The following is a 25,677-nucleotide window of genomic DNA, read 5'->3' on the forward strand; positions in this document are numbered from 1 at the left end:
CACCTCCATAAAGACTACAGTCTAACCTAAATGTCCTTCCTCTTTCTTTGCTCTTTTAAAATCTTCTCTGATCGCCTTCCTCAAATTTTCGTCTAAAAATACAGCTATGGCCATCCTGGCAAGGGCTTTGCTGCCCGTTATCAGAGCTTCATGTGCCTTAGGCGTTATAACGGCCTTTGCGAACTCTCGGCTGTGGGTCACAAGCGGCACATCGCTTATGGCAAGCTTCGGCTGTAGAGCAGGACAGCTGTGGCTTACGTTGCCCATATCGGAAGAACCCTCGTAGCCCTCAGGTTCGCTCACCTCAACGCCTAATTCCTCCATTATCTCCGCCATCTTTCTCTCCGCAGTGACGTTTGCTAACATGTTATCGAAGCTGAGCTCAAAGTTATTCACTGTAACCTCGGTTTCGGTGGCAATGGCTGCTCCTGAAGCTATATTTCTTGCGCGTTCTACCAATCGGTTCAAATAGGCCCTGGTGGGAAACCTAAAGTAAAACCTGCAGATTGCCTCTTCGGGAACTATGTTTGGAGCATCCCCACCCTTATAAATTATGCCGTGCATCCGCACGTCAGGTTCCACGTGTTGGCGCAACATGTCGATGGCATGAAAGAAAAGCTGAACGCCATTAAGGGCGTTGCGCCCATCCCAAGGGGAGGCCGCAGCATGAGCAGGCCTGCCCTTGTAAGTGAACTCCAAGGCATCCATGGCAAGGCTTCTGTAGCTGACGTAGCTTTTATTCCCGGAGGAATGAATCATAATCGCAAGGTCCAGGTCGTCGAAAACGCCCTTTTCTGCCATGGTGACCTTGGCTCCGTTCGTCTCTTCTGCAGGAGTTCCTATGACGAGCAGCTCGCCTTTTAACTTATCGAAAACCGAAGCAAGGCCGATGGCAGCAAGCGTCGACATGGCCCCATGGAGACAATGCCCGCAGGCATGGCCTATCTCCGGCAGGGCATCGTATTCGACCAAAAGGGCAACTCTAGCCCCTTTGCCGTTGGATTTCCTAGCACAGAAGGCCGTGGGGATGTCCAAGAAGGGGTACTTAACCTCGAAGCCGTAGCGGGAAAGAAGCTCCACGTGCTTTTTGCTCGATTCAAACTCCTGCCCTGAAATTTCGGGGTTACGCGCCAAATGGTCGCTTAGCTCGATGGCTTCTCTTGAATGCCTTTCTATAGCCCTATCTATCTCGGATACAATCTGCCCGTATAAATCGTTCATGACACATCCTCCTTTAGGGCAAAAATAAATAGAAGGGAAAAGCGCTTTTCCCTTCTATTTTTATCACATTAGGAGCTCAATTTCTAACGGGAATCGACCTCATTGCAGGGGCACCAAACCGGCTTTTTGAGATGTTTCGTTTAATTTGTAAAAGGCCAGCGCTTTTTTGAGGTCTTCCATCAACTCCGTTTGTTCCTCCCTTATCCTCGACAACATGGTTATTTGTTCCATCAACTCCTTGGAAGATCTCTCGACTTCCTCGGCCTGCATCTGTCCCCGAGTAACTTTGTTGAGTATATCCTCCATGGCGGAGGCGATTTCCTCGGCTGAAGCAGCCTGTTCTTCCGCGACTGCCGCAATTGACTGAATACCCTCGCTTATGCCCTTGACCTGTTCGGTAATGCTTTGGATCTGGGCACTGGTCTCCTGCGACGAGGCCACAGCCTCCTCTATAAGGCCTACTGTTTCGTTGACCTCCCTATTTGCATCCTTGGCCCTTTGTTCTATATCTCCGATCACATCTTGAACCTTCTTAGCAGCCTCGGCTGAGGCTTCGGCTAACTTTCTGACCTCCTCGGCAACGACGGCAAAACCCCTTCCGGCCTCGCCTGCCCTGGCCGCCTCTATGGCGGCATTGAGCGCGAGCAAGTTCGTCTGATCGGCAATGCTGGTTATGGTATCGACGAACTGGGTTATGCCCCTTATGGCGGAATCAAGAGAGGAGATGGCTTCCTTTATACGTTCTCCTGATTCGCCCAATCCGTTGATCTTGGCAACGGTTTCAAATACAGCTTCACTTCCTGCCCTTACGCTTTCATTTACGGCGCTTGACCTTTCGCTCAATTCCGTAGTTATCTTGGCCGTATTTTGAGCTCCGGAGGCCACTTCCTCCACTCCGGCATTGGTCTCCTCGACTGCTGAGGATACCGACGCTATGACCGAGACTATCTCCCTGGAGGCTTCCAAGCTGTTGTTGCTCGAGACCTCAATCTTGCTTTCTATCTGCCTTAGGTCCTTATCCCTTTCCTCGAGCCTGCTGTAAAGCTCGTTACACCTTTCGACGAGATCTTTGAAGGATTGTCTTATGCGCTCGAAGGCGCCCATGATCGCTGTAACTTCGTCTTTGCTGTCCATGTCGCCCTTAACCGCCACCGAAAGGTCTCCGCCAGCTATTGAGTTTGCTACACCCAACATAGTCCTAAAGGGAGCTAGCAACTTGCCCAGCAAAAAGACCATTAGCAGCAATCCGGCCACAAGGACGGGCAATCCGTACATGATCATTGCATTCCTCATCGCAGCAACGGGAGCCAAGACGTAAGACCCCGGCACATTTAGCGCAACTTTCCAGCCCAATCCTCCGACCTCAAAAAGGGATACCAGGTAGCTTTCCCCCGACGGCAATGCATATTTAAAGTTTAAATGTCCTGCCTCCTTCGACAGACTCTGACTCACCTTGCTGTAGGATTCCCAGAACCCCGGCAAAGCCTGAGAAGCAGGCGTACCGCTTTCTATGCTGGGATGCACGATGATCTTTCCCTCGTCGTCTATGGCAAAGGCGAAGCTTCCCTGAGTAAAGGCGACCTTTTTAACGTAATCCATGACGGGTTCAACGGATACGGCAGTGCCAAGCAAAAGCAAAGGCGTCCCACCCGCGTCTTTGATTTGCCTGTACGAAACATAATATTGGACGCCGTCTATGCTTTGAAATCCACGATAAATGCCTTCGGCCCTTATAGCCGTCTGATATATTGGTGAGTTAGGGTCCATCTCGGCACCCAGGACCAGCTCCTTGGAGTCCTTAAAGGTGGTCGATACCAGACAGGCCTTTTCACCGCTTTCATCTTTGTAAATTTGATATATCAAGAATTGCCCGTTCAACTGCTCGGCCAATTGATCCACGATATCGTTTGACCCCGTAATCTGTTTTAATCCGCTTCCAATTCCCATGATAAAGAGGGTCGGCAACTCACGCTCGCCTATTTTGACCTTATTTACGGACTCCATGATCCTATCGCCTGGCAACTGGCTCATGGCAACGGACAAATTTGACAGGCATCTGTCTTGAAATAAAGTGAGCTCGAGGTCTATGGTATCCCTCAAGCTCTTTGAAAAACTGTCCATCTGCTCGCTCATGCTGCGAACCAGCCTGCCTTTGGCGGCGAAGTAGCTACCGCAAAACACGGCCACCACGACGGCCAAAGTTATCACACCGGAAGCTAAAAGGATTTTATACCTTAAGGAAACGCCTCCACCGGTAGAAGAATTGGACACGATAAAGCCCCCCTTGGATATATAGTTTCACACTCAACTGTCACGATTATAGCAGACTATAAAGCTATATATCCAAATTTCTTACTTCGTTAGCATGGGCCTCTATAAATTCTCTCCTGGGCTCAACCTTATCTCCCATTAATATAGTAAAATATTCATCTGCAGCCAAGGCGTCTTCTATGTCCACCCTCTTCAATATCCTCTCGTTTGGGTCCATTGTCGTCTTCCAAAGCTGCTCGGGGTTCATCTCTCCCAAACCCTTATAGCGCTGCACGGTCGCCTTCTTATCAGATAAGCGTTCCATCAAGTTGCGAAGCTCCTTATCGGAATAGCAGTAGTACTCCTTCTTTCCGACCTGCACCCTGTAAAGGGGGGGCTGAGCTATATATAGATGCCCTTCCTCGATGATCCTCGGCATGAACCTGTAGAAGAAGGCAAGGAGGAGCGTCCTTATGTGCGCGCCGTCCACGTCGGCATCCGTCATGATTATGACCCTGTGGTAACGCAATTTGCTGATGTCAAAATCCTCTCCTATACCGCAGCCCAGGGCTTGAATTATCGTCCTTATCTCGGCGTTGGACAACACCTTATCAAGGCGTGCCTTCTCCACGTTCAATATCTTTCCCCGCAGAGGCAATATGGCCTGAAAGGTCCTGTTCCTTCCCTGTTTAGCGCTGCCTCCGGCTGAATCGCCCTCAACGATATATATCTCGCACTCCTCTGGGTCTTTACTGGAGCAATCTGCCAATTTACCGGGCAAATCGAGCCCTCCGAAGGCCGATTTGCGCCTGACCAGCTCTCGTGCTTTCTTGGCCGCATCACGAGCTTGTCTTGCCTTGATGGCCTTTTCCACGATCGGCCTGAGGTAGTCCGGCTTTTCCTCAAGAGTCGCCATCAACTCGTCGTAGACGATGGAGTCCACTATACCTCTGACATCGCTGTTTCCAAGCCTGGTCTTCGTCTGGCCCTCAAATTGGGGCTCCTTAAGCTTGATGGAGATGATGGCGGTAAGCCCTTCCTTCAAGTCGTCTCCTGAAAGGTTCGGATCTTTATCCTTCAAAAGCTTTTGTCTTCTCGCCATCTCATTTATGGCCCTGGTCAACGCCGTCCTGAAGCCTATCACGTGAGTTCCGCCCTCCACGGTGTGGATCAGGTTAGCAAAGGCAAAGACCCGCTCCTGGAAGGAATCGTTGTACTGCAGGGCCACCTCCACCAATACGCCGTCCTTCTCGCCGGATATGTAAATTGGCTCGGCGAATAAGGCAATTTTATCCCTATTTAAATACTTAACGAAGGAGACCACTCCACCTTCGTATCTGAAGGTCATGGACTTATTGCTTTTTAAGTCCTTCAACTCTATCATTATGCCTGGCACCAGGAAGGCAATTTCCCGAAGCCTGGCGCTCAATACGTCGAAGGAAAAATCCCTTTCCTCGAATATGGCGTCGTCAGGCATGAAATGCACCTTGGTGCCGGTGCGTTCAGCTTTGCCCACCGCCTTCAGTTCGCTCTGGGGCACACCCCTAGAATAGCGTTGATGCCATTCTATGCCGTCACGCCACACGGTAAGCTCAAGCCACGAAGACAGGGCATTGACGACGGAAACTCCTACACCATGTAGGCCTCCCGAAACCTGATAGGCCTTGTTGTCGAACTTGCCTCCGGCATGAAGCGTCGTAAGCACCACCTCGGCGGCTGGTTTGTTTACCTTTGGGTGCATATCGACCGGTATGCCTCGGCCGTTGTCCTCCACGGAAACGCTTCCGTCCGCATAGAGGGTAACCACAATGTGGTCGCAGTAACCTGCCATAGCCTCGTCTATGGCGTTGTCGACGACCTCATAGACCAAATGATGCAGGCCACGCATGCCCGTATCCCCAATGTACATGCTGGGCCTTCGACGAACGGCCTCCAGCCCTTCCAGGATCTGTATGTCATTTGCTGTATATTGCTTGGCTTCAGCAATAGTTGCCCCCATCGTTACATCACTTCCCTTTTTCATAACATGGACCTTTCTTTTATGATCGATGCATCTTGCAGGAAGATGCGCAGCTCCTGATACTTTCTTACCACGCTCCTGATGTTTCTGCCGATCACGCGAATATCGCCGTTTCGCATGTAGATCAGCGTTTTATTTTCGGCCCCTACTAAGGCCACAACATTGCCTAAAGGCATCAAATCCTCACCCGTGGATACGCTGTTCAAGGCAGGGCCTCCATTCGGCATTCGCGATCGATCGAACTGTGTATATTATATCAAAAAAAGAATTTTGCCGCTAATTCAGTCAGGGACTGCCTTTGTGCAATCGATTGCATAAACTTAATATAATTTTTTATGTTTTGTCCTAAACTATAGTTGACAACTTTTTTTAAGCGTGATATAAATTACCCCAAGAACGCAGAGTAATCATCGTGGGGAGGATTTCAGGATGAACGGATTCTTCCAAAGACCAGGACGAATAAGACGTTTGTAGGGGACTTTCAAATAAGAGAAGGGCAAGGCTAGGTCTTAAAAATCCTGGTTGGGAGGTTTACTGATATGTGGTTAAAAGATAAACAGGGAAATTGGTTCGTATTGCAGGACACCCTCTTTGCGGGAACGTTGAATAACACCGGAACATGGACCAAGAGCGACGAGGGAGATTGGTTTCAAGAAATGGAACCCTTAGAAATAAAGAACCTTTCTTTGATCGCTTAAATTTATTTAGTATTTAATTTAAATATAATAAAAATTTAAATATAAATAATAAAAGGGGATATGTATCCCCTTTTATTATTTTTAAAGATGACCGGTAATCCTATTTGCAAACCTCAACCATGAAAATTGACGTCCAAATTCTATAGATATCCTAATTTAACAAATTATTTAAACATGTAATTATCTCTTCATCAGAAGGCACGTTAGGAGCCTCTTGGGGGATCTGCTCGAGCTGCCCGACTCTATCTTCCGTATTGACGTAAGTGCCTGTACGTTCGTACCATGTCCTCGAAGGAAGGAACACATCAGCGGACACTGCCCCTTCGTCCTCGTAACATGATTGAATCGCTATGAAGTCGACATTTGGCAGTAATTTCGATATTGTCACGGGCATGGCAAGATCGGCCAGCAATACATAAACGCCCTCATATTTTTTGTCGCCCTCCCAAGGTTTTATGCCCAACTTTTCAATGCCTCGGCCATTGCTGCCGGAGGCTAACCCTAATTGCCTTACTCCCGGACGAAGCTTCCACAGAAACTCCATCATTGAACTGCCTGTATGAGGTCCGTAAATTACGATGGGTTTGGACGCTCCTTCAAGGATCTTGCCCAAACTGCATGCATCGTCTTCCTGGAGATGACAAGATGCGCGCAAGTCCACCCTCCTTCCAGACGAACCTACGACTACGAGCTTCGCCCCCCTATTGGCAGCCCTTTTTACGAAGGAGCTTACCGCTTTAAATTCTTCGTCCAGGTTTGTCCCAACCACGGCAATACAATCTGCGTCGTCGATATCCGTGATATGGGCATTCCCCAGTGGTGTGCCTGGGGGATCTATCAAGAAGGCATTATTGCCGAATAACTTTTTAAATTGGAACGCTGTCTCGTTTGTAGCCCTGGACGATATCAGCCCGGCAAAAGAATCCATGCCCAAATCCCTGATCTTGTCTGCAACATAAGCCAAAGCTTCCGTCAAACCTGCAGGTTTTACATTCCCCTCTTTGCATATAAGCGCACCTTTACGCCTGGCTTTTCCTTCAAAGAGCGGTTCAAATCGCCCGCTTGAACACAGCACCCCTTCGGTCGGACCTTTGCCAAACACCCCTTCTACCCTTAAAGGTTCGCCGTCGCGAGACAAAATTTCAATCTCACAGCCGATGCTGCAAAACGTACATGTGCTCCCGGTCCTCGTCATATCGGCTTGCCTGCCCACGTAAGTGCCTTTACGATCGGATAGGGCGCCTGTGGGGCAAACCTGAAGACAGGTGCCACAGGAGACGCATGTAGATTCATTGAAGGGCAGATCGTCGTCGGGACAGATCATGCTTTTAGGGCCCCTGTCCCGAACGGTGAGCACGGTATGTCCTGCTACCTCCTCACATGCGCGCACACATCTCCTGCATAAGATGCATCGATTTTGATCGTACAAGAAATACTTCCTGCTCATATCCATGGACAAACTCGGCCAGAAAAATCCGTAACGCACGTGGTCCAGCCCATATTCGTAGGCGAGCTTTTGAAGTTCGCAATCCCCGCTTTTCTCGCAGAACATGCAAAAATGATTTCTCTCCGAAAATAGCATCTCCAGGTTAGACCGCCTGAGAGCGTTAATCCTTTCGTTTTCAGTCGTGACCACCATGCCATTCGTAGCCTTTGTAACGCAAGCAGGTAACAGTCCCCTGGCTTCTCTGACCTCGACCAAGCACATCCGACAAATCCCCACGTCCGTTAGCCCTTCAAAGTGACATAACGTAGGAATGCGGATGCCATTTTTATTACAGACATCTAGGATTGTGTCCCCTAAATTTCCCTGAACCTTTCTGCCGTTTATCTCCAAGGTAACGGTAGACATGGCCCTTCCCCCTCACCGTTCTTCCAGGTCGCAGCGAAGGCATCTCTTGGCCTCGGCCTTCGCGACGTGCTCATTTGGAAACCCGAGGTTAACTTCCCTGAAGTCATAGACGCGCGTCTCCGGCGAAAGGATCGATGCCTTTGCCCTTGGGCGCTCCGCGTCTTCATCGCTTATTTCATACTTTTGCGCTTCAGGACGCTCCATGAGCGATGGAGGTTCCGGAAGCGGTAAACCTTTCAAAAACCTGTCTATGGCTCGCGCAGCCTTATTGGCCTGACCAACCGCCTCAACGATGCTTGCCGGACCTAACACCACATCTCCCACGGCAAATACACCCTCTCGCGACGTCATGAAGCTCCTTGGGTTGACTTCGATCGTGCCGTTACGATGTTGTCTTACGCCCCATTGGTCCAAAGAGGATTGATCCACCTTTTGTCCTATCGCGGCGACGACTATATCCGCATCTAAAATGAACTCGCTGCCCTCTATTGGGAATGAAGCTTTCCTCGCGGAGACATCGAATAGGCTTTTGCCCCTTTCATCTTGAAGCCTTAGCCTTTGGCAAAGCAACCCTACGACCTTTCCTTCACTTCCAATGACCTGAAGCGGAGCGGTCAAATAATGAAATATGACCCTCTCCTCCTCGGCCGATATCCTCCTCCTACGCCACCTGCGGGTACTGAGGTTGAAATGTATTCCTTCTTCTTCCGTTGCCTCGACCTCTTCGACTAAGGCCGGCATATCCTTGCGTTCCCTCCTGTAGACCAAATGCACCTCCTTCGCTCCAAGCCGCAGAAGCGAACGAGCAGCGTCCATCGCTACGTTTCCACCGCCGACGACGACCACCCTTTTGCCCTTGACAAAGGAAAGGTCTTCGCCCATATTGAGCTTTCTGAGCAGGGAAATGCCACTTTCGACTCCCGACAATTCAAATCCGGGGATACCCAGTGCCTGTGAGCCTTGAGCGCCCATCGCAAGCAATAAGGCATCATGAGCTTGAAACAAATCGCCCATTTGGAGGTCGCGACCCACTGTGACGTTAAGCTTCACGTCAATTTTCCCTACATTCAATATCGATTTTATCTCGCTCTTCAATACGTCCTTGGGCAACCTGTAATCGGGAATTCCCCACCTCATCATTCCGCCAAGTTCGGGGTTGGACTCGTAAATACAAACATGATAGCCAAGTTGAGCTAACCTTAGCGCAGCGGTAAGACCGCCTGGCCCGCCGCCCACAACGCCAACGCTTTTACCCTTGTCCGGTTCATGGACTTCAGGAACCCATTCGCCGGTCTCTCGCGTCGTCATGAAGCGCTTTAGATCCCTAATGGCTACCGGTTCATCCACCTCCCCCCTACGGCATTTATCCTCGCAGAAGGAAGGACAGACCCGTCCACAGACGGAAGGGAAGGGATTGGATTTTCTGTGAACAGCCAACGCCTCATCGTAATTTCCCTGAGATATCAAAGATACGTAAATGGGGATTTTAACCTCGGCAGGGCAAGCGCTTTGACAAGGGGATGGGGCAAGCGTCGTGCAAACCCCTGCGGAACAACGTAGATCCAGGATATGCCTCTCATATTCGTCTTTAAAATATCGAAGGGTAGACAAAACTGGATTGGGTGCGCCTTGACCCAGGGCACATAGCGAGGCCTCCTTCATGAAATTGGCTATATCTTCAAGCATACTCAAATCTTCCATCTTGCCCTGCCCCTTGGTTATGCGGGTTAGGATCTCGAGCATCTTGCTCCCGCCTATGCGGCAGGGTGCACACTGCCCGCATGATTCCGCCACTACAAATTGCAAGAAAAATCTGGCCAGTTCGACCATGCAGGTCGTCTCATCCACGACTATCATGCCGCCCGAGCCCATCAAGGCCCCTGCTGCAGTCAGAGAGTCGAAATCGACAGTAAGATTTAAAGATTCCGTCGGAAGGCATCCACCCAATGGCCCACCGGTCTGAACGGCCTTGAACTTCCTGTCCTTTGCCACCCCGCCACCGACATCGAAGACTATCTCGCCCAACGAGGTTCCCATTGGGATCTCGAGTAAGCCGGTGTTTTTGACCTTGCCCGTCAGGGCAAAGACGGCCGTACCTTTGCTTTTTTCCGTTCCGATGGAGGAAAACCATTCGCTTCCTTTGAGGATTATCTGGGGAACAATGGCATAACTTTTTACGTTGTTTATGTTGGTGGGCTTTCCCCAAAGGCCCCTTTCGGCAGGGAAGGGGGGACGAGGCCTAGGCTCCCCTCGTCGTCCCTCTATGGAGGCCATCAGGGCCGTCTCTTCGCCGCATACGAAAGCGCCCGCTCCCTCCTTTATCTCTATATCGAAACTGAAATCGGAGCCAAGGATCTTCTCCCCCAGCAGGCCGTACTCCTTTGCCTGGGCGATCGCAGTCCTGAGCCTGCTGATGGCCAAAGGATATTCCGCTCTACAGTAGATAAAGCCCTTCTTTGAGCCTATAGCATATCCCGCGATAGCCATCCCTTCGACCAACGCATGAGGATCTCCCTCTATCAAGCTTCGATCCATAAAGGCACCAGGATCTCCCTCATCGGCGTTGCAAACTACGTATTTTGGTTCCTCGGGATTTTTCCTGGTCAACTCCCACTTAAGCCCCGTCGGGAAGCCTCCTCCTCCACGCCCCCTAAGGCCAGAGCTTTTTATCTCTTCTATGACGTGTTGCGGAGACATCTTGTAAAGCGATTTGGCCAAGGCCTGATATCCCTCCCGGGCGACGTATTCCTCGATGTGCTCAGGGTTAATCAAGCCACAGTTTCTCAACAAAATTCTTGTCTGATTCATATAAAAGGGTATTTGATGGTAACGGGGCACTACTTCCTCAGTGATTGGATCCCTGTACAAAAGCCTTTCCACTAGCATTCCCCTAAGTAAGGTCTTCTCAACTATCTCGGGTACGTCTCTTGGTTCTACCTGACAGTAAAAGATGTCCTCGGGATATATCACAACGACGGGCCCGATCGAACATAAACCATGGCAGCCGGAGAAGGTCACCAAGACCTCCTTCTCCAAATTATGCTTTCTTACCTCCTCCTCGAAGGCCTCCAATATTTCACGCGAGCCCCCCGCCGTACAACTCGTGCCGCGACAACATAAGACATTTGCCCTAAAAGAGTTGGTCATGGTAGACCTCCTTGATGCTCAAAAAATCATTGCCAGCTAAACAACACGTGCTGGCTGCGCCTTTGGGAGATTAGCCATTCAAAGACAACCCTTCCTCCGACGAGATGCTCTTTGACCAGGATGGGCACTTTATCCGGTGTTATATTCCTGTAAACTGCCACGCCATCTCTTGGTGTTTCGATCTCTACGACGGGCTCAAAGCTCGAGGCTCCTTCGCCTTCGGCTATGATAACTTTAGCTGCGATATTTGCCTTTCTTGTCTCTTCCATAAACGTCCTGGCAACCAACCTCGACGCTCCCTTGGGATCAAGAGGACTTACGAAAACCTTTATCGTCACTCCGGCCCCTTCCCTGATGGCTAATTCCTTTCTTGTCTCTTCCGCCAGCCTTTGAAGATCCTCGGGACTAGTGAGTTTAGAGGCACACATTTCACACCCCTCATTCCATAGAAGCTAAAATTCTTTTCATCTTGTCTTGAGTTAGCCTACCGACCACCTTGCCGTCCACCATCGCGGCCGGAGCCAGCCCGCAGGACCCAAGGCAATATACAATTTCGTATGTGGCTTTAAGATCTGAAGTAGTCTCCCCGGGCGGGATGCCTAGGGCTTCTTCTATGACTCGCCTTATTCGCGGGCCGCCTTTTACGTGACAGGCGGTGCCATCGCACTGTTGAATGATATGTCGACCCCTTGGCGTCAAATGAAACTGTGCGTAAAAGGTCGCAACTCCAAAGACCTTGCTGTATGGCACATGCAATAGCTCCGCCAAGGTCCTCAATGCCTCCTTAGGCAAATAGCCTATCGCCTCTTGTGTCCTTTGAAGAATGGGTATCAACCCCAAGTTCTCCTCTTTAGCCTTGGCCGCAATCGCCTCAATAACTGCAAAATCGTGCCCACCCCTGCATTCTTCTTCCGTCACTACTCTCCTCCTCTCGTGACAAGTATAACTAATCACATATATTTGTATATTCTACTATATTATAATTCCATTATAGTAGCCACATAGTTGTATATTGCATTATATTAATCTGTACGGCTGCAAGCTTTGCTACCCATTCCTGCAAATCGCCCCTATACATATGCCAAAAGTTTGATATCCTATTACAAGTTACAAAACGAGACGAGGGGTTTGAATTGGAACCGAGGAAGTTAGCAAGCAAACTACTTGCAATTGGCGTTAGCGAAGTGAGATTGGATGAGCCCTTGGCCATGCATTCCACTTGGAAGATAGGTGGACCCTCTGACATCTTGGTGCATATAACCGACACGACGTCGCTGCAAAAATTGGTGGCCTTGGCAAGAGAAGACGACATTCCCCTGATCGTCATCGGAAGGGGCAGCAATATCCTCTTTTCCGATGACGGCTTCAGGGGCATTGTGGCAAAATTTGGTAAGTCCTTTGCAACTGCAAGGATAGACGGGCAGGATATAATTGCCGATGCGGGGATATGGCTCCCTCGTCTTGCCAGGCTTGCCGCTTCAAGGGGTATAGCCGGATTAGAGCATGCCAGCGGAATTCCCGGCACATTGGGCGGACTGATATACATGAATGGAGGTAGTTTACGGCAATCCATCGGCGACATGACCAAGCGCGTATGGGCACTGGACGAAAATTGCAATGTCATAGAGATGTCGGCCGAGGATTGCGAGTTTTCCTACCGAAGCTCTGTATTTCAACATAGGAATCTAATAATTTTAAGGGCACATCTTAGGGGAACTCCAGGCGACCCCAGGGATATAAGAAAACGAATCCTTAACGTACTGGCAGAAAGAAAGCACAAGTTTCCCTTGAAGCAGCCGAACTGTGGTTCGGTATTCACCAACAAGCCCGAGGTATATGAGCTAGCAGGCCCTCCCGGGAAGATCATAGAGGACGCCGGACTGAAGGGCCTTCGCGTGGGTAACGTAATGGTCAGCACCGTCCATGCAAATTTCATAGTCAACCTGGGTGGTGGCACGTCGAAGGACGTCTTTGAGCTGATATCCAAAATTCGAGATGTAATTTACTGCCGAATCGGCTATTGGCTGGAATGCGAGGTCAGGTACGTAACGCCAAATGGAGATATAGCTCCATTGCATAAATTTCTTTAGTCACGCAAAGGAGGTGGTGAGGCCATGGGGTTTTGAACCCGACAATATATCAGGTCCCGTAAAGATCCAATGCATAAATCCGGTGGATTTTGAAGAGGAACTAACGGAGCTTTACGAACGCGCATATAAAGGCCTAGAGGAATATGCTGACACGGATCCGGAAACGATAAAGAAGTATTTAAAATGGCTTTACAGGCGGGCAGAGGGTGGCTTTTTAGTCGCCTTTGACGGTTCACGGATCGTGGGTTTCGTATCGACGGATCATAAATGGGTTTCCCCGGATGGACACATTGTGGGAGAGATACACGAGATAGTGATAGACCCTGATTATCAGGGTCACGGCATAGGAAAGCTGCTTCTTGAAGAGGCCGTAAAGCTTCTTGCTCAAAAAGGAGCAAAGATCGTAGAGCTGTGGGCCGGCGAAAAGAACTTACGGGCACGAAACTTCTATAAAAGTCAAGGCTTTGTCGAGATGGAAAAGAAGGGAAGATGGGTCAGGTTCATCAAGGAACTTTAAGCGGTCCATTTTAAAAAGGACGGACAGCCAATGGTTATCGGGACTATCCGTCCTTTCACTGTAATTTTTAAAGATCCGCTAGCTTTATATAGCTTTTTTCGCGCCCCAGAGGGCATGAATTGTTCAACAAAAAGGCTGTCAGTATCTTGCTGGCCAAGTCCATTTCCTTGACTGAAATATGCTCAAAGTAGGTATGGGCAACCGAAAGCTTTCCCGGACCAAAGACGACCGCTGAGGCACCCGCGGTAACAAAGGGCTCCGCATCGCTCCAACTCTTAAAGGCTCCCATACGCAGGTTTACCCCGAGCGCCGTAGAGGCAGCATCATTAAGTTTTTTTGCGATTGGAACGTCTTCATCCAGCATGAAGGGAGGAGAGACGTCATCTATCTCGTATTCTATGCCCTCGCCTTCAAAAAACTCCCTCAATTGTCTTTCGGCCTCCCTGTGATCCACATGGGGCAATAGCCTGAAGTCGACGTACATTTCGCACTTGCCTGGCACGATGAGCTCTTTGGGCGAACCTCCGCTTAAGGACTGAACGTTGAATCCTGCCTCACCGATGTATGGGTGCTTACCAGCGAGAAAAGGCAACTTTCCCAACTTAAACATAAAATCGACGGCCTTCGAAATGGCATTTTTGCCGGCCTCAAAATCGCTTCCATGAGCAGGCTGACCAGAAAAATTGAGCCTAGCCCCAATTGCTCCAGCTTCGGAGGTGCATATATCAAGCTCCGTCGGCTCAAAGACGACAACCTCTTCCGGGCTTAAGTCCACTGCCTTGTAGGCTCCGCTGCCGCCCTGTTCCTCATCCACCGTAAAGACTATGCTTACAGGAAGCTCGTAGTCGGGTCCTGACTGGTCCACATAATCCTCTAATGCAATTATCAAGGAGGCTATGGAACCCTTAACATCTGCCGCGCCTCTGCCGTAAACCAAGTCGCCGTCCAGGCAAGTACGGCATCTTTCGCCATCCATTACTTCTGGGACTGTATCGACATGAAGATCGAACAACAACTTTGAACCCGGGTTGAAGATTAAATTTCCGTTTTTTCCGGAAGTGCTCTGTCGCTCGGTAGGGACTCCTAAAAATTGCAGCCTGTCTTCCAGGTATTGAAGAATGGGGCCTTCGTTACCGCTCGAACTGGGAATTTCGATGAGCCTTACAAGCTCATCTGCAAGCCGATCAAAGCGATCGTCTTTCATTAAAAACACCCCCTTGAAGCTCCCGCTTCCAAATCACCTCCGCGAACATCTTTTTAAAAAGAGCAACTTAGAGGTTTTAATTATTATAACATAAAATGGAGGCATAACTTCGGCTCATCTGGTCCTTTGTAATATCCATACCCCCAATATTGCAACAGAGCCGCCGATGACGGATAAAAGGGATGGAATCTCTTCGAGCCACACCCAGGCTATAAATATGGCCAGCACGGGATTTAAAAATAAGCTGCTCGCTACCAGCGAAGCCGGATTTCTTGACGAAGCATAGGCCCAACCTGCATATCCGATGCAGGTAGGAAATATCGCAAGATATACGACGGTGAGGGTAGCCGATAGAGGAGCTGCTGCAACGGCGTCAAAGAGGCCCTTTCCAAAGGGCATCATCAAAATGGTACCGGCTATTATCACGTAGGAGGTAAGCCTGAAGGCACCATATTTAGGCAAAAGCTTCTTCTGAAATACGAAATAAAAGGATTCCATAAAGGCTGCACACAATATCCATAGGGCTCCAAGGGATATCCTGATTCCGCTTTCCCCCACTGCAATAAGGGCGGCACCGGCGAAACTCACGGCTATGCCGATCCACCCCAGAAAGGTCATCTTTTCTTTCAACCCGATGACCGCTATGATGGCCGTGAACACGGGCGCAGTGGAGATCAAGAGGCTGGACGATCCGGCAGAGACGGTCTGCTCTCCAATGCAAAGAGGTATATGATAAAGAAGCATGCCAGTAGCGGCGAGGAAAAATATGAAGGGCAGATCACTAAGATCCGGCAATCCAAACTTAAATAGCAGGAAGGGAAGCAGAATTATCGATGATGTGATGAAACGTAGAACTGCCAAATGAAGCGGAGAATAAAACGATAACCCCGCCTTTATGGCAGCAAAGGCCGATGACCAAACCAGCAATGTCACCATTAGAGCTATCAGGCTGGGCCAATCTACAGATTCCTTTAATCCAATTTCGGCTTCGGCAAACTTTGGCTCTCTAGCGTTCATTTCGTCTTTCTTCGCTTTCCCCTCGTATCCGCGGCTTCCATGATCGGAAACAGAATGATCTCTGTTAAGAACCTCGACTTACATTTTAGCTCATATATGAAGTATAATGAATTTTGAAAATCATACTAAATTAAGGGGGGATTTGCCAATGGCCGAATATCATGAACCCGTGGAAGAGATCTCCGCAAAGGATAGAGATTTCCATCGAGCTCTTGCCAGCCTCAAGGAAGAAGTCGAAGCGGTCATGTGGTATAACGACAGGGCGGCAACGACACAGGACCCTACGATCAAGGCCGTCATAGAGCATAACAGGAACGAGGAGATGGAGCACGCCGCAATGCTCCTTGAATGGCTAAGGCGTAACATGCCGGGTTGGGATGAGGCCTTGAGGACATATCTTTTCACCGAAGCTCCGATCACGGAGATCGAAGCTTTAGCTGCATCGGGCGAGGGGTCCTCGAAGGGCGAAGGAAGCGATCTTAGCTTAAACATAGGTTCCCTTAAAGAATAAAAAGGCAAAGGAGGGATGAAGATGGATTTTTTAAAGAAGGAATTGGCACCGGTAAACGAAAGCGCGTGGAATGAGATAACCAAAAGGGCCAAAGAGGTATTAATCCCGAACCTGTCGGCCAGGAAGATTGTGGACGTACTGGGACCCTTCGGTTGGGATTACGCCGCCTACCCCACCGGAAGGATAAAGAAGGGCAGCACCTCCAAGGATATATGCTACGCCACCCGTTTAAGCTTGCCTTTGGTAGAGGTATACGTACCCTTTGACCTTTCCATATGCGAGCTCGACAATGTACAGAGGGGCTTAAAGTCGCCGGATCTAACGAACCTCGAAGAGGCGGCAAGAAAAGTCGCTGCCTTCGAGGATAAGGCAATCTTTTACGGGTTGGACGATGCTTGCATAGAAGGATTTTTTAACGCATCGCAGCAATATTCAATAGAACTGCCAATACAAAACCCGACGGATTTGCTTACCAGCTTGACCCAGGTCAAGCTTAACTTCACCCAGTGGGGCATTGAAGGTCCTTATGCCCTAGTGGCTGGTCCAGTCCTTTGGAGCAGGATATACTCCTTAGGGGAGACTTACCCCTTATACAAAAAGATCGCCGACATATTGGATGGCGGAAAAGTAGTCTTCTCGCCTAACGTAAACGATGGCATTGTGATCTCCCTGAGGGGCGGAGATTTTGAGCTTATACTTGGCAAGGACATCTCCATAGGTTATAAGGAGCATAGGGAAGGCATGGTATCACTTTACTTCACCGAGACCTTCACATTCAATGTGGTAACCCCTGAGGCAGCCGTACCGCTAAAGTTGGTCGATTGAGCGAAAATAGGCTGAGCTCAAGGCTCAGCCTATTTTTTATCCCCCTGTCAGTCTGCGTAAAATCAGTATTTCCAATCCTAAAATATAGCATTACAATTGAGTTGAAACGAATAAAATATGTTTATAGCATATGTTGTCTACCCCGTCATTATATTAAAGGGGGGGTGATTATAGTGGACAAAGTGATAAGGCGCTCACTTATCGCTGTAATTTTACTGGTCGTCTTCATCGCCGGTACGTCCGAGGCATCGCTACAACCGGCAGCCGTAAAGGACGTATGGCAAAGGCTGGCCAAGGCCGCCGGATTGGATCCCTCTGCGCCTATTACAGTAGTAGACCAGAAGGAACCCAACGCCTGGGTTACCTTTTCACTCAACAAGTACTCCATAACCGTGACTAAGGGAATGTTAGACTTGCTCGACAGCGAAGATGAACTTGCCGGCGTTCTGGCCCATGAAATTGGACATATAAAGCTCAATCATTATGGCAGGACAGTGACACGAAGTGTTCTCTGGAGCTTGATTTTTCGAGCTGTCGGAAATTCCTCGAGCAGAATTGACCCCCTAGATCTGGGTTATGCCCTAGCTGAATCCGGCTTCAGCAGGGAACAGGAGGTTGAAGCCGATGACTATGGCATAGAACTGTCCGCCAAGGCAGGTTACGACCCATGGGGATTGGTCAGTGCCTTGGAAAAGATGGCAAAGGCAGGATATACCACCAGCCCCAGCGGTTTTAATTCCCATCCGCCCACCGAAAGAAGGCTCCAGCATGTAAGGGCCAAAGCCCAGGAGGTGGCAGCCCGCAGCTAAATAATCAAGCCGAACGGGTTACCCGTTCGGCTTGATTATCACTATAACCTTGAAAGCCACTCGAGAATTGTCCTTATGCCGAATGCCGACGAACCCTTCGGATAGTAACCGAATGACTCCCTGTAATAATTGACCCCGGCGATATCCATGTGAGCCCAAGATATGCCTTCGTCCACAAACTCGCGCAAGAACATCGCGGCAGTTATGGCGCCGCCATATCTTCCCGCCGAGTTAAGCAAGTCCGCAAAGGGGGATTCCAAACGCTTTCTCAAGCGCTCATCGTCAATGGGAAGCTGCCAGAAACGTTCCCCCGTGAAGGCTGATACCTCCAGCAAATCATTGCACAAAGCTTGATCGTTTGAAAATAGTCCGGCCGTATAGGGCCCCAAGGCCACGGCGCAAGCACCGGTAAGCGTGGCTATGTCTATGATGTAAGAGGGTTTAAGCTTTGACGTGAAGCTTAAGACGTCGGCCATGGTAACACGTCCTTCAGCGTCGGTGTTATCTATCTCTATGGTCTTTCCGTTGTATGCCTTGATTATGTCGTCGGGCTTGTAGGAAGAACCGCCGGGCATGTTCTCGACCGCTCCTATGAGGACGTGCACCTCGAGATCCAAATTCAACTTGGCCAAGGTCCTTATGGCCCCCAGGACAATGCAAGCTCCGGTCTTATCTCCCTTCATTGTCCTCATGTTATCCGGGGTCTTAATGTCAAGTCCACCGCTATCGAAAGTTAATCCCTTTCCCACGAGCGCCACCTTAAGCCTTGTATTGCTATTTCGTTTAAACGTAAGGTGGATAAGCCTGGGGGGATTCACAGATCCCCTGCCAACAGCAAGCAAGGCGTTCATGCCCATATCTGCCAGCTCCTTCTCATCGTATATCCTGCAATCGAGCCCCATGTCGTCGGAAAGGTTGCGCGCTATATCCGCTAACGAAATGGGATTGATCACGTTGGGCGGTTCATTCGCCAAATCTCTGGCATAATTTTGCCCGCAGGCAAAAAGCGTGCCCTTCTCTATCGCATTCTCGTCACCGCCGATTAGGTAAAGGTTTTGTATTTTTTGCCCCCCATTGGCTTTGCCCTTGTATCTATCGAAATCATAAGCACCAAGCAAGCCGCCCTCAGCTATCGCCTGAGATATGAAATGATCCATCTCCGGTGAAAGGACATACAGATCGTCCACATTGGACTCCCGAGCTGCCCTTATAGCCAATGCCGAAGCAGTCCTATAGTCATCTAACCTGACCTTGGACTTCAAGCCTAGCCCAACCAGAAACACGATTTGTATGCGCTCACCAGGGAGCGTGACCTTGAGCACCTTCTCCCTTTTGCCAAAGTAGCCTTCAAGTTGTGCCTGCCTTTTAACCGACTCGCTTAAATCACCTATAAACTTTACCGTGTCAGCCAGTTCGTCCTCAAAGACAAAGATGCTGACGGCTTTACCCTTCAGCTCATTTAGACTAATATCAGCCCTTGAAACTCTCACAAAGAACACCTCCAAAAGATTTAGTCAACTCATAAAATTTTTTATGATCAGTGCACTTCATTTATGTTATCAGAAAACACATGTAACAGTACCTTTACGACGTCGTAAGGTTATCGTTACATTAACCATGATAAAATTTAATCGAATGCGCGCATCTCCAAAGAAAGGAGACGTTATAAGCCAATGGACCTGAAGCAAAAGGACAGGCTAGCAAAGCTTACGATTAGCGCAGTAGCAATGATAGGCATATTCATACTGATCTTTACCCTCATGTTCTTGATGAAGGAAAGCTTCCCGGTCCTAAAGAGCGTTACGTTAAAGGAATTGCTATTCGGCCTTTACTGGTATCCAACCTATTCTCCTCCCGAATTCGGCATGTTGCCGCTCATAGTCGGATCTCTAGCCGTAACCTTGGTGTCCTCCTTGATCGCGCTCCCTTTGAGCGTAATGGTCTCCATATTTCTATCGGAGGTATGCCCTAGGGCTATGAGGAACTTCATGAAGCCGATGCTTGAGATACTGGGGTTTTTACCGTCCGTGGTGTTGGGATTCATCGGAATGGTGATGCTTGCTCCGTGGCTTCAGAATGCCTTTGACCTAGTCACCGGATTAAATTTGTTCAACGCTTCGCTTCTTCTGGGCTTGCTAATAATACCCATAACGGGATCGCTTGCTGACGATGCAATATCATCGGTGCCGTCGGATATCAGGGATGCCGCCATCGCATTGGGCGCCACAAGGCAGGAGACCATAACGCGGGTGGTTTTACCTGCCGCGCTGCCCGGAATCCTTCAGGCATGTTTGCTTGGGATGATGAGGGGCATCGGCGAGACCATGGTGGTACTGATGGCAGCAGGTGGAGCTGCCATAATTCCCAAAAGCCTGTTCGATCCGATCAGACCGCTTACTTCCACGATAGCAGCTGAGATGGGCGAGACACCCATAGGCTCTCCGCATTACCATGCCCTGTTTTTTGCCGGGTTGCTACTTCTGCTTATGACATTGATCTTAAACTTTGCGACCATTTGGATCGAGAGGCGTTGGAGGTGGCAGTGGCGTTGAACAGGAGAAAACTTAAGGACAGGTTGCTCACATGCCTTCTATGGGCTTCTATGTTTTTTGTCATCTTGGTCCTCTTTGGCATATTGGCGTTCATAGCAACCCAGGGAATAGGCGCCATATCGATCGAATTTCTGACCCAACCCCCTCGCAACTCCATGACCGAGGGTGGCATATTGACTCCCCTTATTGGAACCTTACAGCTCATCATAGTATCCATGGCCTTTTCCCTCCCCATAGGGATATGCACCGCCATTTACCTGGTCGAATATGCCAGGGATGACTTCCTTACGGCAACATTGAGGTTGGCCATAAGGAGCTTGGCGGGCATTCCATCGATAGTTTACGGGCTTTTCGGCCTTTCGTTCTTTTGTATACTGTTGAAGTTCGGGCCCTCTCTCCTTTCGGCGGGATTGACCTTGGGCTGCCTTGCCCTGCCGCTCATAGTCGGAGCCTCGGAGACGGCTTTGCTTGCCGTCCCCCAAAGCCTTCGGGATGCTGCTTACGCCTTGGGTGCATCAAAGTGGCAAACGATAAGGAAGGTCGTCATACCAAGCGCCATGCCATCAATACTTACCGGAGCTATACTCTCCGTTGGGCGAGTGGCCGGCGAAACGGCGCCAATAATGTTCACCGGAGCGGCCTTTTTCACTCCGGGGCTCGCCAAAAGTTTATTCGACGAAGTGATGGCCCTGCCCTTTCACGTATATGTGCTGGCGACCTCCGGCACCTTCATAGATAAAACTCGCCCTCTACAGTATGGAGCCATCCTAGTCTTAATGACATTGGTATTGGGCATCACTTTGGTCGGTATAATATTGCGTGCGAGATTGAATCGCAGGCGCTATTTGATGTAGCGGAGGAAGGATTAAGATGATTAGGCATTCGACGGACAATCCGAAGATAAGCGTCGAAAACCTGAGGTTATATTACGGCAACGTCATGGCTCTAAAAAACATAAGCATGGATATACAGGGCCAAAACGTCACTGCACTGATAGGACCCTCAGGATGCGGTAAAAGCAGCTTTTTGAGGTGTCTCAACAGGATGAACGATTTCCTGCCCAATACTAAGGTGGAAGGTACCGTTCTATTAGATGGCATTGATATATATTCGCCGGAAATGGATTTGATAGAGCTAAGGAAACGGGTCGGCATGGTGTTTCAGCGACCAAACCCCTTTCCCATGTCGATCTACGATAACGTGGCCTTCGGCCCCAGACTTCATGGCATAACCAGAAGGGAAAAGCTGGACGAAATAGTGGAAAATAGCCTTAAAGCTGCCGCTTTGTGGGATGAAGTTAAGGATATCCTGACGAGATCTGCCCTTTCTTTGTCCGGCGGACAGCAGCAGCGCCTGTGCGTGGCAAGGGCAATAGCCGTAAATCCCGAGGTACTTTTGATGGACGAACCCACATCGGCCTTGGATCCCCTGGCAACGGCTCGCATAGAACAGCTCATCAGAAACCTGAAAAGCAAATTTACGATCGTGATCGTGACGCACAACATGCAGCAGGCGGCCAGGATATCCGACGTGACGGCCTTCTTTCTCATGGGCGAATTGATAGAAGCAGGACCCACGGAAAAGATATTCACCGCTCCAGAAGATCCTCGAACAGCTGATTACATCACGGGAAGATTCGGATAAAATTATTATAAAGACTTAAAAGAAGGTGAAAGAGAGATGGAGATAAACGTCAGAGAACACATAGACGTGGAATTGAAGAAATTGGAAGAAAAACTCTTGAAGTTGGGCAAATTGGCGGTAGACGCCATATCACAAGCCGTGACGGCCTTGAAGGAACAGGACGTAGCCAAGGCCAGAGAGGTCATAAAGGGAGACAACTTGCTCGACGAACTGGCAGAAGACATAGATATGAGCTGCTTGAGGTTCATGGCTAGGTTTCAACCTTTGGGACAAGACCTGCGGACCGTCTCTGCCATCATGCATATGGCGGTCGATCTTGAGCGCATAGGAGACTACGGATCCAGCATTGCCAAGAGGGCTATAAGGCTGTCTGATCGCCCGCATATAAAACCTCTCTTGGACATACCGCGAATGGAAAACGACATAAGGAAAATGGTTGACAAGGCCTTAGAGGCCCTCATGGAGCGGGACGTAAAAAAGGCCGAAGAGGTATGCCGCATGGACGACGAGGTGGACGACCTGGATCAGCAGATCTTTAGGGAGCTGTTGCTCATAATGATCGAAAGGCCAAACGTCATAGAACAGGCCACGGAGCTTTTGCTGATATCTAGGACGCTTGAGAGGGCCGGAGACCACGCCACAAACCTGGCAGAAAGGGTCATATATATGGTAACAGGCAAGAAGGTATCGGCTTCGCAAATAAGGAGGCCCAAGGGGGAGGTCATTTGAGGGAAGAAAAGATCCTCGTGGTTGAAGACGAGAAATCCATAGCATCACTGATAAAACAGTATCTCGCCATGAAGGGATACGATGTCATCGTTGCAGATGATGGGGATAAGGCGCTTTCCATATGTTACGAAGCGCTGCCCCAGCTGGTCATATTGGATTTGATGTTGCCCACCATGGACGGCTGGGAAGTATGCCGCAGGCTCAAAAAGGATCCCGCCACAGCGGATATACCGATCATCATGCTCACGGCCAGGCGCGACGAGAGGGACGTAATAGAAGGCCTTGAGCTTGGAGCCGACGATTACATCAAAAAACCATTTTCTTTGAGCGAACTGCATGCCCGGATTAAATCAATATTAAGGAGAAGATCTTCCACTTCGAGATCTGGTGAATTAATAAAGGTAGGCGAGATGGAGTTAAACGCAGATACTGGCGAATTGACGTACGAGGACAAGAGCATAAGTTTAACGCCTATCGAGACCGAGATATTGAAGGTCCTCATTGAAAACGCGCCAAAGGTAGTATCCAGGGAGCAGCTCCTTGTCAAGGTCTGGGGTACGTCTTTGGGGGAAACGCGAACCCTTGATGCCCATATATGCAGGCTGAGGGCAAAAATCAAGGAATTGGGCATTAATCCTTCCTTGATCGTGACCATAAGGCATCGCGGTTATAGAATAGCGGTATAACGAACGATGAGAAGCATTAAAGGACGAATCATATTATTTACGATTCTTCTCGTCTTGATATCTGTCGGTTCGTCGTGGTATTTGGCATCTAAGACATCTGAGGACTTGCTATTAAGACGCTCTATCGATGATCAGGGCAAGCTGGCTAACTCTTTGGAGGAAGCGTTAAAGGAGCTGAAGATGCCAGAGGCCATATCGTTCCTATCTAAAAATAAGGGGTTGATCGAAGATAGAATATTGCTGTACGACACGACCGGCAGAGCCATGTGGGACAGCAAGCCTGACGAAGCGAAGATAGAGTATTTGTTCGGGAATCTGGAGTTCCAAGAAGCCTTAAGGGGAACGGAAGTTACCAAATACATTTATAACGAAAACAGTGGATATTATACTGTTAACTTTTTTAAGAAGATTGCATTGCAAGACGGAGACGTAGTGATTACGCTATCCAGGACGTTGGGAGAAATCAGCGCGGTTCGACAAAAGTTAAGCCTTTACTTTTTCATGCTGATGCTTTTCGTCTTATGTTTGGCCACCTTCTTCGGCCATCTCATCGTAAGACGGATTTTACATCCCTTGGGCGAGCTTAGCTCGGTAGCTGAGAATTTAGCCTTGGGCAAACCGGCGAGGTTTTCGCTGGTAGGTCCTCCTGAAATTTCCAATTTGGCGAGATCCTTAAAGGAAATGGCCGAGAACTTACAGCACGCCTTGGAGAACTTGAGCCAACAAAGAAACGACCTAAAACAACTTATAGACTTACTGCCGGCAGGCGTAATCCTCATTGACAACGAAGGACGCGTGCGTTACATAAACGAGAGCGCCATCAATTCATTGGATATGCCGCAGGGCGATTATACGGGCAAACCCTTCATCGGTGTTGCGGGGATATCTAAGCTCATGGAACTTTACGACACCTTGAGGATATCACCTGAGGCATCCGTTGAAATTACAACCTCAAAAAATAAATATCTTAACTGTAAGGGTAGAAGGATAAGCAAGGGATTCTTGCTCTTAATCACGGACATGACCGAACAAAGGCAGCTCGAATTGGCCAGAAGAAATTTCATGGCCGACGCCAGCCACGAGTTTCAGACTCCACTTACGGTGATAAGGGCCTCTGCCGAGATCATAATGGATAATCCTGAATTACCACAGGAAGAACAAAGGGAGCTGCTCAAGAAGATCGTAAACCAGCAGGAACGCCTATCCAAATTAGTAGACGATTTGCTATATCTTGCCAAGCTAGAAGCACAACCAAACAAATCGATGATGCAAAAAAGACAGATCGTAGATTTGGCTCAATTGCTCAGAGAAATCGTTGATGAATATAGAGACTACCCACAGGCTCGGAAAATAAGCTGGAATGTAGTCATAGAACCAGAAAGCGCTAATATCTTAGCTTCACCCGAGGAACTAAAGAAGGCAATAGGAAACGTCATCGATAACGCCCTTAAATTCACCCGACAGAAATATGAGGACGAAGACGGAGGTTTCATATCCGTATCGCTCATAGATGGGCATACTCATTGGCGTATACAGATATCGGACAACGGCGTTGGCATATCGGAGGATATGACCGAAGGCATATACGAGAGGTTCCAAAGGGGATCAGTTTCGCTAAAGGGACGAAGGAAAACGATCGGTTATGGGCTTGGACTCGCCATCACAAAAAACATAATAGAGGCCCATGGTGGTTTAATAGAGCTCACGTCTAAGGCAGAACCTACCACATTTACGATAAGCCTGCCCAAATTGCCCGAAAAAAATCGGGATTAGGGGTTTTCAAATCCCAAAAAAGGATGTACAATCAGGATTGTAATTGAAATTGTGCCGTCATTAGTATACAATAGATCGCCTTAAGGGCGGTCTATTGTGTTTTTTGGCACCTGCGGCTAGGTAAAAATACTT

Annotated in this window: 23 protein-coding genes; 12 read left to right on the forward strand and 11 right to left on the reverse strand. The window is 49.1% G+C overall.

The genetic code is table 11. The features are described from left to right. Positions 1 to 21: 21 nt before the first annotated feature. The 4 genes from BUQ78_RS05390 to BUQ78_RS05405 all read right to left on the reverse strand — a co-directional run bounded on the left by BUQ78_RS05390 (position 22) and on the right by BUQ78_RS05405 (position 5,697). Entirely contained in the window at positions 22 to 1,221 is a 1,200-nt protein-coding gene (locus BUQ78_RS05390) for a M20 family metallopeptidase (protein WP_074199529.1), read from the reverse strand. A gap of 99 nt (positions 1,222 to 1,320) precedes the next feature. Continuing rightward, positions 1,321 to 3,492 (reverse strand): methyl-accepting chemotaxis protein, encoded by a 2,172-nt coding sequence (locus BUQ78_RS05395; protein ID WP_014805944.1) that lies wholly within the window; start codon positions 3,490 to 3,492, stop codon positions 1,321 to 1,323. Between the two features lie 64 nt (positions 3,493 to 3,556). Next, complete coding sequence (gene gyrB / locus BUQ78_RS05400) at positions 3,557 to 5,494, reverse strand: DNA topoisomerase (ATP-hydrolyzing) subunit B (protein ID WP_143228337.1); 1,938 nt, start codon at positions 5,492 to 5,494, stop codon at positions 3,557 to 3,559. After that, a complete protein-coding gene (locus BUQ78_RS05405; protein ID WP_014805942.1) occupies positions 5,491 to 5,697 on the reverse strand; it encodes a hypothetical protein in 207 nt (68 codons plus the stop codon). Before BUQ78_RS05405 ends, gyrB begins: the two co-directional genes overlap by 4 nt. 333 nt (positions 5,698 to 6,030) lie before the next feature. Here BUQ78_RS05405 and BUQ78_RS10065 point away from each other — a divergent pair, with 333 nt between their 5' ends. After that, positions 6,031 to 6,189: a hypothetical protein gene (locus BUQ78_RS10065; protein WP_014805941.1), complete on the forward strand. Its 159-nt coding sequence runs from the start codon at positions 6,031 to 6,033 to the stop codon at positions 6,187 to 6,189. Positions 6,190 to 6,340: 151 nt separating this feature from the next. Here the strand turns inward: BUQ78_RS10065 and BUQ78_RS05410 are convergent, their stop codons facing one another. The 4 genes from BUQ78_RS05410 to nuoE are packed head-to-tail and all read right to left on the reverse strand — an operon-like array spanning position 6,341 to position 12,106. Further along, the gene (locus BUQ78_RS05410; protein WP_074199530.1) at positions 6,341 to 8,041 is read right to left on the reverse strand and encodes a 2Fe-2S iron-sulfur cluster-binding protein; all 1,701 of its coding nucleotides are present in this window, start codon (positions 8,039 to 8,041) and stop codon (positions 6,341 to 6,343) included. Between the two features lie 12 nt (positions 8,042 to 8,053). Next, positions 8,054 to 11,188 (reverse strand): FAD-dependent oxidoreductase, encoded by a 3,135-nt coding sequence (locus tag BUQ78_RS05415; protein WP_074199531.1) that lies wholly within the window; start codon positions 11,186 to 11,188, stop codon positions 8,054 to 8,056. A 26-nt stretch (positions 11,189 to 11,214) separates the two neighbouring features. Beyond that, on the reverse strand, positions 11,215 to 11,616 hold the full coding sequence (locus BUQ78_RS05420) for a thioredoxin domain-containing protein (RefSeq protein ID WP_074199532.1): 402 nt from the start codon (positions 11,614 to 11,616) through the stop codon (positions 11,215 to 11,217). A 10-nt stretch (positions 11,617 to 11,626) separates the two neighbouring features. Further along, a complete protein-coding gene (nuoE, locus tag BUQ78_RS05425; protein ID WP_074199533.1) occupies positions 11,627 to 12,106 on the reverse strand; it encodes an NADH-quinone oxidoreductase subunit NuoE in 480 nt (159 codons plus the stop codon). Between the two features lie 215 nt (positions 12,107 to 12,321). Between nuoE and murB the strand changes: the two genes are divergently transcribed. Then, positions 12,322 to 13,278: a UDP-N-acetylmuramate dehydrogenase gene (gene murB, locus BUQ78_RS05430; protein WP_074199534.1), complete on the forward strand. Its 957-nt coding sequence runs from the start codon at positions 12,322 to 12,324 to the stop codon at positions 13,276 to 13,278. Positions 13,279 to 13,294: 16 nt separating this feature from the next. Further along, positions 13,295 to 13,795, forward strand: a complete 501-nt coding sequence (locus BUQ78_RS05435; protein ID WP_084532237.1) for a GNAT family N-acetyltransferase — start codon at positions 13,295 to 13,297, stop codon at positions 13,793 to 13,795. Positions 13,796 to 13,862: 67 nt separating this feature from the next. On the opposite strand, the gene BUQ78_RS05440 is transcribed toward BUQ78_RS05435, so the two are convergent. Both BUQ78_RS05440 and BUQ78_RS05445 read right to left on the reverse strand, forming a co-directional pair. Beyond that, entirely contained in the window at positions 13,863 to 14,999 is a 1,137-nt protein-coding gene (locus tag BUQ78_RS05440) for a M20 family metallopeptidase (protein ID WP_074199535.1), read from the reverse strand. A gap of 114 nt (positions 15,000 to 15,113) precedes the next feature. Next, positions 15,114 to 16,016 carry a DMT family transporter gene (locus BUQ78_RS05445; RefSeq protein WP_074199536.1) on the reverse strand — a complete coding sequence of 301 codons (903 nt, stop codon included), beginning with the start codon at positions 16,014 to 16,016 and terminating at the stop codon, positions 15,114 to 15,116. A 148-nt stretch (positions 16,017 to 16,164) separates the two neighbouring features. Here BUQ78_RS05445 and BUQ78_RS05450 point away from each other — a divergent pair, with 148 nt between their 5' ends. The 3 genes from BUQ78_RS05450 to BUQ78_RS05460 all read left to right on the forward strand — a co-directional run bounded on the left by BUQ78_RS05450 (position 16,165) and on the right by BUQ78_RS05460 (position 18,161). After that, on the forward strand, positions 16,165 to 16,527 hold the full coding sequence (locus BUQ78_RS05450; RefSeq protein ID WP_014805932.1) for an encapsulin-associated ferritin-like protein: 363 nt from the start codon (positions 16,165 to 16,167) through the stop codon (positions 16,525 to 16,527). Between the two features lie 21 nt (positions 16,528 to 16,548). Beyond that, positions 16,549 to 17,352 carry a family 1 encapsulin nanocompartment shell protein gene (locus tag BUQ78_RS05455; protein WP_014805931.1) on the forward strand — a complete coding sequence of 268 codons (804 nt, stop codon included), beginning with the start codon at positions 16,549 to 16,551 and terminating at the stop codon, positions 17,350 to 17,352. A 173-nt stretch (positions 17,353 to 17,525) separates the two neighbouring features. Next, complete coding sequence (locus BUQ78_RS05460; protein WP_074199537.1) at positions 17,526 to 18,161, forward strand: M48 family metallopeptidase; 636 nt, start codon at positions 17,526 to 17,528, stop codon at positions 18,159 to 18,161. A gap of 41 nt (positions 18,162 to 18,202) precedes the next feature. Here BUQ78_RS05460 and BUQ78_RS05465 read toward each other — a convergent pair whose 3' ends face one another. Then, positions 18,203 to 19,651, reverse strand: coding sequence for a leucyl aminopeptidase (locus tag BUQ78_RS05465; protein WP_074199538.1), 1,449 nt, complete (start codon positions 19,649 to 19,651; stop codon positions 18,203 to 18,205). Positions 19,652 to 19,834: 183 nt separating this feature from the next. On the opposite strand from BUQ78_RS05465, the gene pstC reads away from it, so the two are divergent. The 6 genes from pstC to BUQ78_RS05495 are packed head-to-tail and all read left to right on the forward strand — an operon-like array spanning position 19,835 to position 25,545. After that, positions 19,835 to 20,713 (forward strand): phosphate ABC transporter permease subunit PstC, encoded by an 879-nt coding sequence (gene pstC / locus BUQ78_RS05470; protein ID WP_074199539.1) that lies wholly within the window; start codon positions 19,835 to 19,837, stop codon positions 20,711 to 20,713. Next, positions 20,704 to 21,567: a phosphate ABC transporter permease PstA gene (pstA, locus tag BUQ78_RS05475; RefSeq protein ID WP_014805927.1), complete on the forward strand. Its 864-nt coding sequence runs from the start codon at positions 20,704 to 20,706 to the stop codon at positions 21,565 to 21,567. Before pstC ends, pstA begins: the two co-directional genes overlap by 10 nt. A gap of 16 nt (positions 21,568 to 21,583) precedes the next feature. After that, the gene (gene pstB / locus BUQ78_RS05480; RefSeq protein ID WP_074199540.1) at positions 21,584 to 22,357 is read left to right on the forward strand and encodes a phosphate ABC transporter ATP-binding protein PstB; all 774 of its coding nucleotides are present in this window, start codon (positions 21,584 to 21,586) and stop codon (positions 22,355 to 22,357) included. A gap of 36 nt (positions 22,358 to 22,393) precedes the next feature. Continuing rightward, a complete protein-coding gene (gene phoU, locus BUQ78_RS05485) occupies positions 22,394 to 23,086 on the forward strand; it encodes a phosphate signaling complex protein PhoU (protein ID WP_014805925.1) in 693 nt (230 codons plus the stop codon). Beyond that, positions 23,083 to 23,772: a response regulator transcription factor gene (locus BUQ78_RS05490; RefSeq protein ID WP_074199541.1), complete on the forward strand. Its 690-nt coding sequence runs from the start codon at positions 23,083 to 23,085 to the stop codon at positions 23,770 to 23,772. The genes phoU and BUQ78_RS05490 overlap by 4 nt, the downstream gene beginning before the upstream one ends. Before the next feature lie 6 nt (positions 23,773 to 23,778). Continuing rightward, positions 23,779 to 25,545 (forward strand): sensor histidine kinase, encoded by a 1,767-nt coding sequence (locus tag BUQ78_RS05495; protein ID WP_074199542.1) that lies wholly within the window; start codon positions 23,779 to 23,781, stop codon positions 25,543 to 25,545. The last annotated feature ends 132 nt before the right edge of the window (positions 25,546 to 25,677 follow it).

The organism is Acetomicrobium flavidum, assembly GCF_900129645.1.
Lineage (GTDB): Bacteria > Synergistota > Synergistia > Synergistales > Acetomicrobiaceae > Acetomicrobium > Acetomicrobium flavidum.